14 protein-coding genes are annotated in these 16,167 nt (G+C 68.6%); all 14 read right to left on the bottom strand.

Annotated elements, in window-relative coordinates; all coding sequences use genetic code 11:
- Positions 1 to 42 precede the first annotated feature (42 nt).
- The 14 genes from ASF80_RS02360 to ASF80_RS02295 all read right to left on the bottom strand — a co-directional run bounded on the left by ASF80_RS02360 (position 43) and on the right by ASF80_RS02295 (position 15,775).
- Entirely contained in the window at positions 43 to 3,342 is a 3,300-nt protein-coding gene (locus ASF80_RS02360; RefSeq protein ID WP_235559859.1) for an SNF2-related protein, read from the bottom strand.
- Between the two features lie 56 nt (positions 3,343 to 3,398).
- Positions 3,399 to 3,809, bottom strand: coding sequence for a transcription antitermination factor NusB (nusB, locus tag ASF80_RS02355; RefSeq protein WP_056307660.1), 411 nt, complete (start codon positions 3,807 to 3,809; stop codon positions 3,399 to 3,401).
- 3 nt (positions 3,810 to 3,812) lie between these two features.
- A complete protein-coding gene (gene efp / locus ASF80_RS02350) occupies positions 3,813 to 4,373 on the bottom strand; it encodes an elongation factor P (RefSeq protein WP_056307658.1) in 561 nt (186 codons plus the stop codon).
- A 73-nt stretch (positions 4,374 to 4,446) separates the two neighbouring features.
- Positions 4,447 to 4,884, bottom strand: a complete 438-nt coding sequence (gene aroQ / locus ASF80_RS02345) for a type II 3-dehydroquinate dehydratase (protein ID WP_056307654.1) — start codon at positions 4,882 to 4,884, stop codon at positions 4,447 to 4,449.
- Positions 4,881 to 5,969: a 3-dehydroquinate synthase gene (gene aroB, locus ASF80_RS02340; protein WP_056307652.1), complete on the bottom strand. Its 1,089-nt coding sequence runs from the start codon at positions 5,967 to 5,969 to the stop codon at positions 4,881 to 4,883. Before aroB ends, aroQ begins: the two co-directional genes overlap by 4 nt.
- Positions 5,966 to 6,484 carry a shikimate kinase gene (locus ASF80_RS02335; RefSeq protein ID WP_056307650.1) on the bottom strand — a complete coding sequence of 173 codons (519 nt, stop codon included), beginning with the start codon at positions 6,482 to 6,484 and terminating at the stop codon, positions 5,966 to 5,968. Before ASF80_RS02335 ends, aroB begins: the two co-directional genes overlap by 4 nt.
- Complete coding sequence (gene aroC / locus ASF80_RS02330; protein ID WP_056307646.1) at positions 6,468 to 7,697, bottom strand: chorismate synthase; 1,230 nt, start codon at positions 7,695 to 7,697, stop codon at positions 6,468 to 6,470. Before aroC ends, ASF80_RS02335 begins: the two co-directional genes overlap by 17 nt.
- A gap of 53 nt (positions 7,698 to 7,750) precedes the next feature.
- Entirely contained in the window at positions 7,751 to 8,563 is an 813-nt protein-coding gene (locus ASF80_RS02325; protein ID WP_235559858.1) for a shikimate dehydrogenase, read from the bottom strand.
- Positions 8,560 to 10,152: an endolytic transglycosylase MltG gene (gene mltG / locus ASF80_RS02320; RefSeq protein ID WP_056307643.1), complete on the bottom strand. Its 1,593-nt coding sequence runs from the start codon at positions 10,150 to 10,152 to the stop codon at positions 8,560 to 8,562. Before mltG ends, ASF80_RS02325 begins: the two co-directional genes overlap by 4 nt.
- Entirely contained in the window at positions 10,152 to 10,628 is a 477-nt protein-coding gene (gene ruvX, locus ASF80_RS02315; protein ID WP_056307641.1) for a Holliday junction resolvase RuvX, read from the bottom strand. Before ruvX ends, mltG begins: the two co-directional genes overlap by 1 nt.
- Positions 10,625 to 13,285, bottom strand: a complete 2,661-nt coding sequence (gene alaS / locus ASF80_RS02310) for an alanine--tRNA ligase (protein WP_056307639.1) — start codon at positions 13,283 to 13,285, stop codon at positions 10,625 to 10,627. Before alaS ends, ruvX begins: the two co-directional genes overlap by 4 nt.
- Positions 13,286 to 13,356: 71 nt before the next feature.
- Positions 13,357 to 13,545 carry a hypothetical protein gene (locus ASF80_RS02305; RefSeq protein WP_056307637.1) on the bottom strand — a complete coding sequence of 63 codons (189 nt, stop codon included), beginning with the start codon at positions 13,543 to 13,545 and terminating at the stop codon, positions 13,357 to 13,359.
- A 106-nt stretch (positions 13,546 to 13,651) separates the two neighbouring features.
- A complete protein-coding gene (rpsD, locus tag ASF80_RS02300; RefSeq protein WP_052677824.1) occupies positions 13,652 to 14,281 on the bottom strand; it encodes a 30S ribosomal protein S4 in 630 nt (209 codons plus the stop codon).
- A gap of 162 nt (positions 14,282 to 14,443) precedes the next feature.
- Entirely contained in the window at positions 14,444 to 15,775 is a 1,332-nt protein-coding gene (locus ASF80_RS02295; RefSeq protein ID WP_082488155.1) for a replication-associated recombination protein A, read from the bottom strand.
- Between the last annotated feature and the right edge of the window lie 392 nt (positions 15,776 to 16,167).

The following is a 16,167-nucleotide window of genomic DNA, read 5'->3' as shown; positions in this document are numbered from 1 at the left end:
CGATGGGCCCCTGAGCGGAGGCGGTGACCGGGCCGGAACAAATCATCGTTCCTCGAAGAGGCCCTTGATGTCGTCGGCCGTGATCGACTGCGCGAACAGCTCGTCGTCGTCCATGACGGCGGTGAAGAGGCGGGCCTTGCGCTGCTGCAGCTGCAGGACCTTCTCCTCGATCGTGCCCGTCGAGATCATCCGGTAGACGAACACCTGACTGGTCTGCCCGATCCGGTGCGTGCGGTCGATCGCCTGCTCCTCCGCAGCCGGGTTCCACCACGGGTCGAGCAGGAAGACGTAGTCGGCCTCCGTGAGCGTCAGACCGAAGCCTCCGGCCTTCAGGCTGATCAGGAAGACCGGCTGCTCCCCCGCCTTGAACGCGTCGATGACCTGCTCCCGATGCCGCGTCGACCCGTCGAGGTGCGCGTACGGGATGCCTGCGGCTTCGAGACGTGCGGCCGCGAGGTCGAGGAACGACGTGAACTGGCTGAACACGAGGGCTCGGTGCCCCTCCGCCTGCAGCTCGATGACCCGCTCGAGCAGTGTGTCGAGCTTGCTGGAGCCGATCTCCGCATTTGCCTCGTCGACCAGACCGGGGGCGAGGCTCAGCATCCGCAGCAGAGTCAGCGAGCGGAAGACGATGAATCTGTTGCGGTCGAGATCGTCGAGGAGGCCGAGAACCTTCTGACGCTCGCGCTGCAGAACCACGTCGTAGAGCGCCCGATGCTCGGGGCTCAGCTCGACCTCGAGCAGCTGTTCCTGCTTCGCCGGAAGGTCGGAGGCGACGAGTTCCTTCGTGCGCCGCAGCATGAGGGGCCGGACGCGCCGACGGAGCTGGGCGAGGCGTCGAGCGCGGTAGTCGCCGCCCTCCTCGTTCTCGGGGACCTTGCCCTTCTCGATCGGCTGGATGTAGCGGTCCCGGAACTTCCGTGCCGACGGGAACAGTCCGGGAGCCGCGAGAGACAGCAGCGACCAGAGCTCCGACAGGCTGTTCTCCATGGGAGTGCCGGTCACCGCGTACGTCACGTCGGATCGGAACGTCGCGATGGCCCGATGCAGACGCGTCTTCGGGTTCTTGACGAACTGGGCCTCATCGAGGATCAGTGCCGCCCACTCGACGGTGCGGAACTCCTCTTCGTCGAGCCGGGCGACGGTGTAGGAGCTCACGACGAGGTCGGCCGTCTCCGCCGCGGTGCGGAGCGCGTCCGCGCGCCTGCCGCTGGTGCTGTCGACGATCGACACCCGCAGTCCCGGCGTGAATCTGGCTGCCTCCGACCGCCACGTGCTCAGCACCGATGTGGGAGCGAGGACCAGGAACGGACGCGTCTCGCCCTGATCCTTCGCGTGCTGGATGAAGGTCAGCAGCTGCAGCGTCTTGCCCAGGCCCATGTCGTCGGCGAGGATGCCGCCCATCCGGTGCCGCCAGAGGAACGCGAGCCAGTCGAAACCGGTCTTCTGATACGGCCGCAACTCCGCCTGCACTCCCGCTGGCACCGGCGTCTCGGGAACCCCCGTGGCCTGACGGAGTCCCTCGGCCGTGGCCCGCCAGTTGACCGCGGGCTCGGCCTCGTCTGCGAGGTCTTCGAACTCCTCCCAGAGATCGGTCTGGTAACGGCTGATTCGGGGTCCGGTCTCCCACTCCTGCAGCTCACCGGCCTCTTCGATCAGGTCACGCAGACGATCCAGAGCCGGGTGGTTGAGCGAGAAGTACCCGCCGTCGGCGAGCAGCAGCTTCTTGCGGCCCTTGCTCAGCGCGGTGAACAGCGGACCGAACGGGATCCGTCTGCCGTCGATCGTCACGAGGATGCCGAGATCGAACCAGTCCGAATCGGTCGTCTCGACCGTCGTGACCTTCACCTCCGGAGCGCCGGTCAGCTCGCGGTACTCCTTGGGGGCGCCGACCGACTCGACGGTGACGCCCACGGCCTCGAGGACGGGCACGCCTTCGGCGACGAAGGCCGCGGCATCGATGTCGTGGAACGAGCCGGCCGGCCGGAAGTTCGTCGCCCGGAACTCCTGCCAGGCCTCCTCGATCCGTGCTCGCGAGGTGGTCTCGGCGGCGGCGTCGCGCACGGCGGCGTCGGTCCAGGCGAACGGCACCCGCCCGAAACGGCCGTAGGACCATTCGAACGAGTAGCTGACGACATCGCCGCGCTCATAGGTGATCGTCAGGACGGGCTTCGGATCGGGCACCTCCGGCAGCGAGACGGCGCCGACCGTGCGCACCACACCGCGCCTCGCGAGCAACGGGTAGGCGTCGGAGATGAACGCCTGCTCATCGGACGCCGGGACGACGATCTCTTCGGGAGCGGCCAGCAGCGCGCGGATCTGCTCGCTCAGCGGCGCCTCCGCGAGCACGATCTCGATGCGCGCGCCGATCAGGCCCGCCGAGTACACGCCGGTGCGGCCGATCGGATGCACCACGGATGCGGCGACGGGTGCGCCGTCGATCTGCACCTCGGCTGCGACGGACAGCGAACCGTCGTCGACCCGCGTGATGCGCGCCGACGCCTCGGCCGACGTGGCGAGCCGCACGGATGCGCTCTTCTGACTCGCGACCAGCGGTATGCCGAGCTCCGCACCCGAGCGGAGCTGGCCCCACAGCAGCGGCGACTCGACCTGATCGAGCACGAGCCAGTCGCCGGCGTTGCCGGAGAGCAGCGAATCGCGGGAGATGCTCAACAGGTCGCCGAACCAGCGATTCTGCATGCGTCCGAACTGAGCGGCATCCCGACGCACGGCATCCCACCCCGCACCGCCCTGGATCCAGGATCCCGTCTGCGCGCTGCGCATCAGCGGTCGGATCGCGAGCAGCAGCTCCCCGGTCGGTCGGGCCAGATCCCGCGCGGTCGCCGCACGCACCGGGCGCGGACCCCAGTGGTTCTCGGACCTGGACTCCCGATGACGCAGCTCGACTCCGAGCGCCAGCGGCTGCGGATGCCGCGAGACGGCCGGGTCGAGCAGGCTGCGCCACGACGGCGTCGCCGTGGCCGGGGCCGGGGCCGGAGTGTCGATCGGGTCGGCTGGCCTCTTCAGTGCTGCGGCCTGCTCGGTGTACTCGTGGACGTTCGATGCCAGCAGCGTCGCGACGACGTGCTTGCAACCGCTCCGCACCGGACACGAACAGCGGGTCGTGCGGACCCGCCGCGTGCCGTTCGACGACAGGAAGACGATCTCGGTCTGGTACTGGGCGTCGCCACTGCCGCTGACGTGGCCCTCGAGCTCGAGGAGATCCTCATGCCAGACGACGTCGAGCACATTGCCCTCGCGGAAGTAGGCCAGACCGCGCTGATATCCGCCCACGTCCGTGATCTGCATGAGGTCGCGGAGGTCGACGTGCGGCGCGGGCATGACCCCATCCTTCCCGCGGCCCCGGACATCGAGGTCGCCGCCGCCTGATGCCTCGCTCAGGCTGCGCGAGAGACGCGTGCGAGCACGCCGTGCACGAACGCACCCGAGTCGTCGGTCGAGAACTCCTTGGCGAGCTCGACCGCCTCATCGATGGCGACCGCGGTGGGCACCGCGTCGTTGAAGAGGATCTCCCAGACGCCGATGCGCAGCAGAGCGCGATCGACGGCCGGCATGCGCTCGATCTTCCAGTCGCGGCTGTGCGTGGTGATCTGCTCGTCGATCTCGTCACGATGATCGATGATGCCGTCGACGACCTCGCGGGCGTACAGCCAGGAGGCCTCACGGGCAGGCTCGCTCGCCGCGCGCTGCGCTTCGGCGGCGAGAGTCACCGCGACGTCGTCGCCACGGACGTCGGCGGAGAACAGGATGTCGAGTGCGCGCTTGCGCGCCTTCGTGCGGGCGCTCACGCCTTACTTCTCGCGACCGAGGTAGTCGCCCGTGCGCGTGTCGACCTTGACCTTGGTGTTGGTCTCGACGAACAGCGGAACCTGGATCTCGTAGCCGGTCTCGAGTGTCGCCGGCTTCGTGCCCGCCGACGAGCGGTCGCCCTGCAGACCCGGCTCGGTGTACGTGATCTCGAGGATCACGGATGCCGGCAGGTCGATGTAGAGCGGGTTGCCGTTGTTGAGCGCGATCGTGACCTGCTGGTTCTCGAGCAGGAAGTTCTTCGCGTCGCCGACCGTCGCCGCGCTCACGGTGATCTGGTCGAAGTCGGTCTGGTCCATGAACACGTACCCGTCACCGTCGGTGTACAGGTAGGTGTAATCACGACGGTCGACGTTCTCGATCTCGATCTTCGCCCCGGCGTTGAACGTCTTGTCGACGACCTTGCCGCTCATCACGTTCTTGAGCTTGGTACGGACGAATGCGCCGCCCTTGCCGGGCTTGACGTGCTGGAACTCGACGACGCTCCAGAGCTGGCGCTCGATGCTGAGGACGACGCCGTTCTTGATGTCTGCGGTAGATGCCATGCGCTGGACTTTCCGTTTCTAGAGTCTGGGGGCCGTTCTCGTCCCGGTGGACTGGGTGGGCCGACAGTCGATTCTACGGGATGAGCGCTGCGAGCTGCCGCACAGCGCTCGCATACCCGTCGACGCCCTCGCCGATCACTCGCACGGCGGCGACGTCGTGGAGGTAGGAATGGTGCCGGAACTCCTCGCGGGCGTACACGTCCGAGATGTGCACTTCGGCGAAGGGCAGTGCGACCCCGGTGAGCGCGTCCCGCAGCGACACGGAGGTGTGGGTGAGGCCCCCCGGATTGATGATGATCGCCACGCAGTCCTCCCGAGCGGCGTGGATCGCGTCGATCAGGACGCCCTCGTGGTTGCTCTGGACGGCGCGCACCTCGAAGCCCACGTCGGCGGCGGCCTCTGCGGTCAGGCGCTCCACGTCCGCGAGCGTCGCCGTGCCGTAGACCTCGGGTTCACGGCTGCCGAGCAGGTTGAGGTTCGGACCGTTGACGAGGAGGATGCGGCGCGTCATTCGCCGATCTCCTGGTATGCGGCGAACAGCAGAGACTCGTCGGGGGCCTGCAGCACCGTGGGCTTCGCGATGTCGTCGAGGAGGATGAATCGCAGCATGCCGCCGCGGCTCTTCTTGTCGCGCTGCATCGTGGCCAGCAGCTGCGGCCACGCCCCCGCGCGGTAGCCGGTCGGAAGACCCAGCGACTCGAGGATCGTGCGGTGGCGCTCGGCCGCCTCGTCCGAGAGGCGTCCGGCGAGTCGTGACAGCTCCGCCGCGTACAGCATCCCGATCGAGACGGCTGCGCCGTGGCGCCAGCGGTAGCGTTCGGCGTGCTCGATCGCATGACCGAGGGTGTGACCGTAGTTGAGGATCTCGCGCTGCCCCGCCTCGCGGAAGTCGTCGGAGACGACCTTCGCCTTCATGTCGATAGCGAGTTCGACCGCGCGCCGGAACTCCGGGGTCGTGGTGTCGACGGCCCGAGCGGGGTCGGCTTCGATGATGTCGAGGATCTCGGGCGCCCAGATGAAACCGGCCTTCGCGACCTCGGCGAAACCCGCCGTCGCCTCGTTCGGGCTGAGGCTCGAGAGTTCGTCGAGGTCTCCGATCACCGCGCGCGGAGCCCAGAACGCACCGACGAGGTTCTTGCCCTCTGCGGTGTTGATCCCCGTCTTCCCGCCGACCGATGCGTCGACCAGTCCGAGCACGGTCGTCGGCACCTGGACGACCTGCACGCCGCGCAGCCAGGTCGCCGCGACGAAGCCGGCGAGGTCGGTGACCGCGCCGCCGCCGTAGCCCACGACGGCATCCGTGCGGGTGAAGTCGGCCTGACCCATGACCTGCCAGCAGAACGCCGCGACCTCGATGCGCTTGCCCTGCTCGGCATCAGGCACCTCGGCCAGAAGCACTTCTCGCGGTCCGTTCTCGACGTCCGCGAGCAGCCGATCGCGCAGCTCCGCGGCACGGGCCGCGAGCGTGGGCGGGTGCACGACGAGGATCTTGCGCACGGCCGGATCCAGGGCTGCGGAGACCTGATCGAGGATCCCGCGTCCGATGCTGATGTCGTAGGGGGTCTCCCCCGTCACACTGATGGTGGTGGTGCTCATGCTCGTTCTCTCCTCCATGCCACGATGTCGTCGGCGATGCGCTGCATGGGGCGGCGCGACGTGTCGAACGTCACGGATGCCACCTCGTCGTACCAGCCTCGACGTTCTTCGAAGATCTGCGTCCAGCGCCCGACCGGATCGTCCCCCGCGAGCAGCGGTCGGCCACCCGCGTTGATGCGGTGCACGACCACCTCCGGCGACACGGTCAGGAAGACGACGGGATGCTCGCGCAGCAGCGCCCGCGTTCCGGGATCCGTCACCGCGCCGCCTCCGAGGGAGATCACCCCGCCCACGCTCAGCGCATTGGCGACCTCCGCCCGTTCGAGCGAGCGGAAGTGCGCCTCGCCGTGGTCGGCGAAGATCCCGGGGATCGGACCATGGGCGGCGACGACGCGCTTGTCGGTGTCGATGAACGGCACACCGAGCTTCTTGGCGACGCGTCGACCGACGCTGGTCTTGCCGGCCGCCATCGGACCGACGAGCACCAGCGTCAGCTGCTCAGCCTCGCTCGTCATGCGCGATGAGCGCCGCCTCGGACGCCGGGGTCGTCCGCAGCTCGGCCGGGATGCCTGCCAGGTACCCGTCGAGGTTGCGACGCGTCTCGCGGATGCTGTCGCCGCCGAACTTCTCGAGCACCGCGTTGGCGAGCTCGACGGCGACCATGGCCTCGGCCACGACACCGGCCGCGGGCACGGCGCACACGTCGGAGCGCTGGTGGTGGGCCGTGGCATCCTCGCCGGAGGCGATGTCGATCGTGCGGAGGGCGTGCGGCACGGTCGCGATGGGCTTCATGCCCGCACGGACGCGCAGGACGGTGCCGGTCGACATGCCGCCCTCGGTGCCTCCTGCACGGTCAGAGCCGCGCGAGATGCCGTCGGCCGTGGCGAACAGCTCGTCGTGAGCGGCGGAACCACGCCGACGGGTCGTCTCGAAGCCGTCGCCGACCTCGACGCCCTTGATCGCCTGGATGCTCATGAGCGCCTGCGCGAGACGCGCGTCGAGACGGCGGTCCCAGTGCACATGCGAGCCCAGCCCGGGCGGCAGACCGTAGGCGAGGACCTCGACGATGCCGCCGAGGGTGTCGCCGTCCTTCTTGGCGTCGTCGACCTCGGCGACCATGAGTGCGGACGTCGCCGGATCGAAGCAGCGCAGCGGGTCGGCGTCGAGCGTCTCGACGTCATCGGGCGTCGGAAGCGCGGAGCCTGCCGGCACCTGCACGGGACCGATCGACAGCGTGTGGCTCACGAGACGGATGCCGAGCTCTCCCAGGAACGACCGGGCGATCGCACCGAGTGCGACACGGGCGGCGGTCTCGCGCGCGCTGGCACGCTCGAGGATCGGGCGCGCCTCGTCGAAGTCGTATTTCTGCATGCCCACGAGGTCGGCATGGCCGGGGCGCGGTCGGGTGAGCGGCGCGCTGCGACCCCTCGACTTGTCGGTGAGCTCGACAGGTTCGGGGTTCATGACCTCGATCCACTTAGGCCACTCGGTGTTGCCGATACGCAGGGCGATCGGGCTGCCGAGCGTCTTGCCGTGGCGGACGCCGCCGGAGATGGTGAGCTCGTCCTGCTCGAACTTCATACGCGAGCCGCGGCCGTAGCCGAGCTTGCGACGTGCGAGATCGGCCTGGATCGCCTCGGAGGACACGGGGACGCCCGAGGGCAGACCCTCCATGACGGCAATGAGTTCTGGGCCGTGCGATTCGCCGGCCGTGAGCACGCGGAGCATTGCTCTAGTCTCCCACGCGTTTCGACCCGACTCGTGCCGCATGTCGTCGGCGGTTACAGAACCGCCCTCATCGCAGCGACCACGGCATCTTCACCGGGCAGCGCGGCGGTCGGATCCCCGTGCACGAAGATCCGGATCTGTCGGACAGCCTGCCAGAGCAGCATCCCCTCTCCGGAGATCGCCTGGCCGCCCGTCCAGGCTGTGGCGAGTGCAGAGGGCCACGGCGAGTAGGCGACGTCGAACAGCACTCCCCCGCGCTCGCCGAGACGCGCGGCGGTCACGTGGTCGAGGGCCGAACCGCTCGGAAGGGTCGCCACGGTGAGATCGACCTGGTCGGCGTCCGCGTCGAACGCGTCAGCGGTCATGTCGACTCCGAGTCGCTCACCGAGCGCGATGAGCGTCGCTGCACGCTCGGGGCGACGCGCGCGCACCTCGATCGACCGGGCGCCGAGTTCGACGCACGCGACGACGGCGGATGCCGCGGTCGCACCGGCCCCGAGGACACGCACCCGATCCACGTCGACGAGGCCGTGCTCGCCGAGGGCGTCGATGATCCCGCCGACATCGGTGTTGAAGCCCTGGACGACATCCGTCAAGAGCAGCGTGTTGACCGCGCCGGTGAGCTCGGCGTGCCTGTCCCGAACGGCTGCGGCCCGATGGGCCTGCTCCTTCAGCGGCATCGTGAGCGAGAGGCCCAGCCAGGAGCCGTCGAGCGACGCGAGGGCATCGCCGAAACCGTCCTCGTCGACCTGCCGTCGCGTGTACTCCCAATCGAGACCGAGCACGCCGTACGCGGCCGCATGCAGCCGCGGCGACTTCGAGTGTGCGATCGGGTCGCCCCACACCGCGAGATGCCGAGGGGTCATCCGGCCGAGCATCCCCCGTCAGGGTTCTCCTGGCACCACTTCTCCCACTTCTCGACGCCCTGGAGGTGTTCCTCGTACGTCACCGAGAACTGGGTCTCGCCCGTGGCGAGGTTGATGGTGACGAAGTACAGCCACGGACCGTCAGCCGGGTGCATCGCCGCATCGATCGCGGCGTCGCTCGGGCTGGCGATCGGCGTGATCGGCAACCCCGTGTGCACGTAGGTGTTCCAGTCGTTGGGATCCTCGAGCGCCTCTGCAGAACTCGAGACGACGCCCTCATGCAGCGAGCCGTAGCCGTACTGCGCGGTCGAGTCCATCTGCAGCTTCATGTCGATGTCCAGGCGATTCTGGATCACCCGCGACACCTTCGGGAAGTCCGCCGTGAGTCCCTCGCGCTGGATGATCGACGCGATGGTCAGCACACGCTGCGCGTCTTCGGCGGGAACGCCGGCGGCATCCAGCGACTCCTTGGTGCGATCGACCATGCGCTGGATCACCTGCGTCGCGGTGACCCCGGGATCGAACGTGTAGACGGCAGGGAAGAGCCATCCCTCGAGGTTCTGCGCGGTCACTCCGTAGGTCGCCGGGTCGGCGTCGACGGCGGCCTGGAGGTCTTCGATCGGCATCCCGAGCGACTCCGCCATGCCGGGAAGCGACGACTCGATCGTCGCGCCCTCTCCGACGCTCGCCGAGTTCTCGAGCTTGTTCGCAGGGTCCTGAAGAGCCTCGAGCGCGGCCTCGGCGGTCATCTTCTCCTGAAGCCGGTAGATGCCGGGGTAGAACGTGACGGCGATGTTCTCCTTGACGAGGTAGTCGTAGAACACCTCGTCGGTGCGGGTCACGCCCGCTTCGTACAGTGCAGTCGACACGGGTGAACCGGTGTCGCCCTCCTGAACGGTGACGAGCACCTCGCCGGAGGCGATGCCGGGCTCCCAGTCGGCCGGCTCGCCCCATCCGAGGGCATCGCTGATCTTGTCGCCGTACGTGTTCCACGCCCAGATTCCGGTGCCGACGATGCCGCCGATGACGGCGAGCACGATGATGAGCGCGACGAGGCAGCCGGTGCGGCGCTTCTTCTTCTTCGGAGGGCGGCTTCCGGAGTCCTCATCGGTGTGCGCGTGGAAGAGATCCTCGAGCCGTCCGCCGGAACCCGCAGCGCCTGCGGCAGCTCCGGTCGCAGGAACGCCTGCTCCTACACCTGCACCTGCGCCCGCGGGCACCGGAGCGTCATCGCGCTCTGCATCGGAGGCGGGAACACTCCTGCGAGCTGTCGAGTCCTCGTCGCGGGGGCGCGTCACCGAGTCGGCGACGTGCGCGTCCGACCGCTGCGCGGGACCGGTCACAGGAAGTGCGCGGGTCGCCGAGTCGGCGTCCGAGCGAGGCTCCTGCGGTTCGGACGCAGGCGCAGCACCCTCGCCACCGGGCATCTGCGCCGCGGCGGCCTCACGGGCGGCTCTGCGCGAACCGGGAGCCGGCGGCGTGTTGTCGACCGTCGGGCTCTGCTGCGACGGATCGGGAAGGTTCTCGAACAGGTCGCCGAGGCGGGCGTCCGGATCGTGCTGAGGTGAAGAACTCTCACGTTCGGGCATTAGCGTGGGGACTCCTCGTCGAGCGGAATCGTGTCACCGGGCGGGTTTCCGGTGCTCTTCTCCGTGTCGATCGCCTGCTGCAGCAGAATCACTGCGGCGATCTGATCCACAATGCTACGAGAATTCTTCTGAGATCTACCCGAAGAACGCAATGCGGCGTGTGCGGTGACCGTGCTCAGACGCTCGTCCACCAGACGGACGAGCGTCCCGGTGCGCGACTGCAGCGCCGCCGCGAACTCCCGCGCATCGGTCGTCGATGCCGTGTCGGCACCCTGCAGATTGACCGGAAGTCCGACCACGAACTCGAGCAGGTCGAAGTCCTGTGCGATCTCCGCGATCCGGTCGATCGCCGAGTCGTTGCGCTGGACGGTCTCCACCGGGACGGCGAGCATGCCGTCGGGGTCGCAGCGAGCGACCCCGACACGTGCACGTCCGACGTCGATACCGAGCCGCACGCCGCGGCGGAACCCGCTCACGCTGACTGCAGCTCCTGAGACACGGCCTCGAGAGCAGCCGGTAGTGCCGCCGCATCCGTGCCGCCGCCCTGGGCGACGTCGTCACGTCCGCCGCCGCCGCCGCCGAGCACGGAAGCCGCGCGCTTCGCCAGCGCACCCGCCTTCGCCCCTGCCACGCGGGCGGCGTCGTTCGTCGCGACCACCACCACGGGGCGACCGTTCACGACGGCACCGAGAGCGACGACCGCCGCGTCTGATCCGAGGCGATCGCGCACGCCGAGCACCAGTTCGCGTATGTCGTCGGCCGAGGCCACCTCACCGAGAGACTGTGCCGCGACCCGGAAGGCTCCGATACGACCCGCGGACTCCGCGATGGCCGGGACCTGACCGGCGCGCTCTTTGGACTCGAACTGCGCGATGCGCTTCTCTGCCGCCTTCAGACTCGCCGAGAGATCCGCGATGCGCTCGGCGAGCTGATCGCGCGGCGTCTTGAGCGAGGTGGTCAGCTGCGAGACGAGAGCGCGCTCGGCAGCCAGCTCGCGGAACGCGTCCTGCCCGACCAGAGCCTCGATGCGACGGTTCGACGCGCCGACCGACGACTCGCCGACCACGCTGACGAGACCGATCTCGGCGCTCGAGCTCACATGGGTGCCCGCGCAGAGCTCACGCGACCAGGGCCCTCCGATGTCGACCATGCGCACGACGTCGCCGTACTTCTCGCCGAACAGCGCCATGGCGCCCGCCTCCTTCGCCTCGTCGAGGGTGAGGATGCGGGTCGAGACCTCGAGTGCGTCGTTGACCGCGCGATTGGTGATCTCCTCGATCTCGGTGCGGGTGTCGGTGGACAGCGCCTGCGACCACGAGAAGTCGAAGCGCATGTAGCCGGCGCGGTTGAGCGAGCCCGCCTGCGTGGCGGTCGGGCCGAGCGTGTCGCGCAGCGCGGCATGCACGAGGTGCGTCGCGGAGTGCGCCTGCCGAGCGGCGCGGCGGTTGGCCGCGTCGACCACGGTGGTGGCGGCGTCATCGACCGCGACGACGCCACGCGTGACCTCGACGGTGTGGCTGATGAGACCGGGAACCGGACGCTGCACGTCGAGCACCTCGAGTTCGAATCCGGGTCCGACGATCACGCCCTTGTCGGCGACCTGTCCACCGGACTCCGCGTAGAGCGTCGTCTCGGCGAGCACGACCTCGGCGATCTGGCCCTCCGCAGCGCTGCGAGCCGGCTGGCCATCGACGAGGATGCCGAGGATGCGCGAGTCGACCTCGAGCTCGGAGTAGCCGTCGAAGCCGGTCTCGCCGAGCGCGCGCAGATCGCGGTATACCGAGACGTCGGCGAGCTGGCGCTTGCGGTTGCGTGCATCGGCCTTGGCACGGGAGCGCTGCTCCTGCATCAGGGTGTCGAACGCCGCCCGGTCGACGTCGAGTCCGGCCTCTTCCGCCACCTCGAGGGTGAGGTCGATCGGGAAGCCGTAGGTGTCGTGCAGGAGGAACGCCTCGGGGCCGCTGAGCGTCGTCGCGCCGCCCTTCTTGGTCTCGTCGAGCGCGAGGTCGAGGATCGTCGACCCGGAAGCGAGCGTGCGCCGGAAGGTCTCCTCCTCGGCGAAGGCCGCGACCGACAGCGTCGACCAGTCCTTCTCGAGCTCGGGGTACGCCGACTTCATGGCGTCGCGCGAGGTGGCGAAGAGCTCGGGGAAGACCGGCTCGTCGACGCCGAGCAGACGCATCGAGCGCACCGTACGGCGCATCAGGCGTCGCAGGATGTACCCGCGGCCCTCGTTGGACGGCCGGACTCCGTCGGAAAGCAGCATCAGCGAGGAGCGGACGTGGTCGGCGACGACGCGGAAGCGGACGTCGTCTTCGTGCACGGCCCCGTAGCGGCGACCGGAGAGCTCGACGGCCCGATCGAGCACCGGGCGCACCTGATCCGTCTCGTACATGTTCTCGACGCCCTGCTTGAGGAACGCGACGCGCTCGAGCCCCATGCCCGTGTCGATGTTCTTCTGGGGCAGCTCCCCCACGATGTCGAACTCCGTCTTGCCGCGGATGTTCTCGATGAAGTCCTGCATGAACACGAGGTTCCAGATCTCCAGGAACCGCGAGTCGTCGGCCGCAGGGCCGCCGTCCTTGCCGTAGGCGGGGCCGCGGTCGAAGAAGATCTCGGAGTCCGGGCCGCCGGGGCCGGGCTGGCCGGTGTTCCAGTAGTTGTCGGCGCGCCCGAGGCGCTGGATGCGCTCGGGCTTCAGGCCGATGATGTCGCGCCAGATGGATTCGGCCTCGTCATCCGTCTCATAGACGGTGACCCAGAGGTCTTTCTCGTCGAACCCCATGCCGCCGTCGGCCTCGGAGCTCGTCAGCAGCTCCCACGCGTAGCGGATCGCGCCCTCTTTGAAGTAGTCGCCGAAGGACCAGTTGCCCATCATCTGGAAGAAGGTGCCGTGACGCGCGGTCTTGCCGACCTCTTCGATGTCGTTGGTGCGGATGCACTTCTGCAGATCCGCGATGCGCGGATGCGGTGCGGGGACGACGCCCGTGAGGTACGGGATCATCGGCACCATTCCGGCGACCGTGAACAGCAGGGACGGGTCGTCGCTGACCAGGGAGGCCGAGGGGACGATGACGTGGTCGTTCTTCTCGAAGTAATCGAGGTAGCGCTGCGCGATCTCCGCAGTTTTCATAGGGGTGCCAGGTGTCCTTGCGTGCTGAGTGTGAAAGAGACGACGGAACCGCGTCCGAAGAGGAGCGGTGGTCAGTCGTCAGCGGGGTCGGTGAGACGTGCCTTCTCGTCGCGGTAGGAGTCGCCGATGATCGCGGTGAACTCGTTGATCCGCGCGTCGACCTCGGCGAGGATGTCGTGACCGCGCGGGTCCTTGTTCATGAAATGAGCCGCGACGAAGCCGCCGATCACTCCGATCAGGAACCACAGCACGTTCTTCATGTCGCCATCCTTGCCCTTGACCCGCGAAGGCGCGGTGCCTCCATCGTATGCGGAAACGACAGAAGGCGTCGGGTGAACCCCGACGCCTTCTGCGGAAAAGCTGAACTCAGCGAGCTGCGTAGTACTCGACGACGAGCTGCACTTCACAGGTCACGGGGACCTCGGCGCGCTTCGGACGACGAACCAGGCGAGCCTGGAGCTTGTCGAGCTCGACCTCGAGGTAGCCGGGAACGGGAGGCAGGACCTCGGCGTGACCGCCGGCCGCTGCGACCTGGAAGGGCTCGGTGCCCTCGCTCTTGGCCTTGACGTGGATGAGCTGACCCGGCTTCACGCGGAAGGACGGGCGGTCGACGAGCTGGCCGTCGACGAGGATGTGACGGTGCACGACGAGCTGACGAGCCTGCGCGGTGGTGCGGGCGAAGCCCGAACGCACGACGAGAGCGTCGAGACGCATCTCGAGGAGCTCGACCAGGTTCTCACCGGTCAGGCCATCCTGACGACGAGCCTCGTTGAACGTGTTGCGCATCTGCTTCTCGCGGATGCCGTACTGCTCGCGCAGACGCTGCTTCTCACGCAGACGGACGGCGTAGTCGCTGTCAGCCTTGCGCTTGGTGCGGCCGTGCTCACCCGGAGCGTAGGGACGCTTCTCGAGGTAGCGGGCGGCCTTCGGGGTGAGCGGGATGCCGAGGGCACGGCTCAGACGAACCTTGCGGCGGTCCTGGGACTTCGTGGTCACGAAGCTTTCCTTCCGATGACGTGGTCGCGTCTTTCACGACTCACGGACGTATCGTCCGCGTTCTGCCTTGGAGCGCACGCCGGGGCGCCAGCAAGGTGTGGTGTGAACGAGGAGATGCCCGAAAACTCGGTTTCGAGCCGATCCAGTCTAACAGATCCCGACTCAATGCCCGTCGAGGATGCGACGGATGCGTTCGAGACGCGCCGAGATGTCCCGCTCCGCTCCGAGGTTCTTGGGTTCGTAGTAGCGCCTGCCCTGCAGTTCGTCCGGCAGATACTGCTGCGGGAGGATGCCGAACTCGCTGTCGTGGGGATAGACGTACCCGCGTCCGTGACCGAGTCGCTTGGCACCCGGGTAGTGGGCGTCGCGCAGATGGAGCGGGACCCGGCCGAACCCGCCGGAGCGGATGTCGGCGATCGCTGCATCGATGCCCGTGTACGCGGCGTTCGACTTCGCGGTGGTCGCCAGATACACCGTCGCCTCGGCGAGCGGGATCCTTCCCTCGGGCATGCCGATGAAGGCGACCGCATCGGCGGCCGCGACCGCGATCGTGAGCGCCTGCGGGTCGGCGAGACCCACATCCTCGGAGGCCGAGATCACCAGACGCCTCGCGATGAAGCGCGGGTCCTCCCCCGCCTCGATCATGCGAGCGAGATAGTGCAGCGCCGCGTCGGGGTCGGATCCCCTGATCGACTTGATGAACGCGCTGATCACGTCGTAGTGCTCGTCGCCCTGGCGGTCGTACCGGAGCAACGCCTTGTCGACGGCCTGCGCCACGTCGTCGGCGGTCGCGGCCGGCACCGCGCCGTCCTCGCCGTTGGAGAGGGCGACGGCAGCCGCGGCCTCGAGGCCGGTGAGCGCCCGCCGGGCATCACCGGAGGCGAGCCTGATCAGCGCGGCGCGCGCGTCGTCTGCGAGGGTGACCGCACCGTTGAGCCCGCGTGCGTCGGTGACGGCCCGGTCGACGAGGAGCCCGATGTCGTCGTCGGTGAGCGGCTGCAGGGTCAGCAGCAGCGAACGGGAGAGCAGCGGGGAGATCACCGAGAACGAGGGATTCTCGGTGGTCGCCGCGATCAGCAGCACCCAGCCGTTCTCGACCCCCGGCAGCAGTGCGTCCTGCTGCGCCTTGGTGAAGCGGTGGATCTCGTCGAGGAACAGGATCGTCGTCTGCCCGTACAGGTCGCGCTGCGTGATCGCCTCCTGCATCACCTCGCGCACATCCTTCACTCCGGCGGTGATGGCGGAGAGCTCGACGAACCGCCGACCCGACGACCGTGCGATGGCCTGGGCGAGGGTGGTCTTGCCGGTCCCCGGCGGGCCCCAGAGGATGATCGACACAGCCCCGGGCGACGTCGCCGCCGGATCTGCGAGGGCCACGATCGGCGAACCCGCCCGCAGCAGATGCTTCTGTCCGGCCACCTCATCGAGGGAGACGGGGCGCATGCGCACCGCGAGGGGCGTCTGCCCGGAGAGCAGTGCGGCGGCGGAGGTCATCCGTCCAGGCTAACGCGGCACACCGACACTGCGGGCAGGATCAGCGTGCACCGATCGCAACGGTAGGCTCTCAGGCGACGGTGCACATTCACGTCCAGTAAGGGAGCACGCCAATGGCCGGACGCGGGTCCAAGAGCGCGCAGTCGCGCACCGAAGCGGAGCGCGTGCGTCTCCACACCGCCCGCAGGGCCTGGCACGACGGGCAGATCCGTCGTCGCGTGCGCGACAACACGATCGCGAGCATCGTCGGGTCGCTGATCGTCGTGGCCGCCATCGGCAGCCAGGTCGCCTACGCGCAGGCGAATCCGCCGGCACCCGAACCCACTCCCAGCGTCGAGCCGACCGAGGCTCCGCTCCCGACGGATACGACCGTCCCCGAGCCCGTCCCCACC

The organism is Microbacterium sp. Leaf159, from assembly GCF_001423615.1.
Classification (GTDB): domain Bacteria; phylum Actinomycetota; class Actinomycetes; order Actinomycetales; family Microbacteriaceae; genus Microbacterium.
This window is presented reverse-complemented; position numbering and strand designations above follow the sequence as displayed.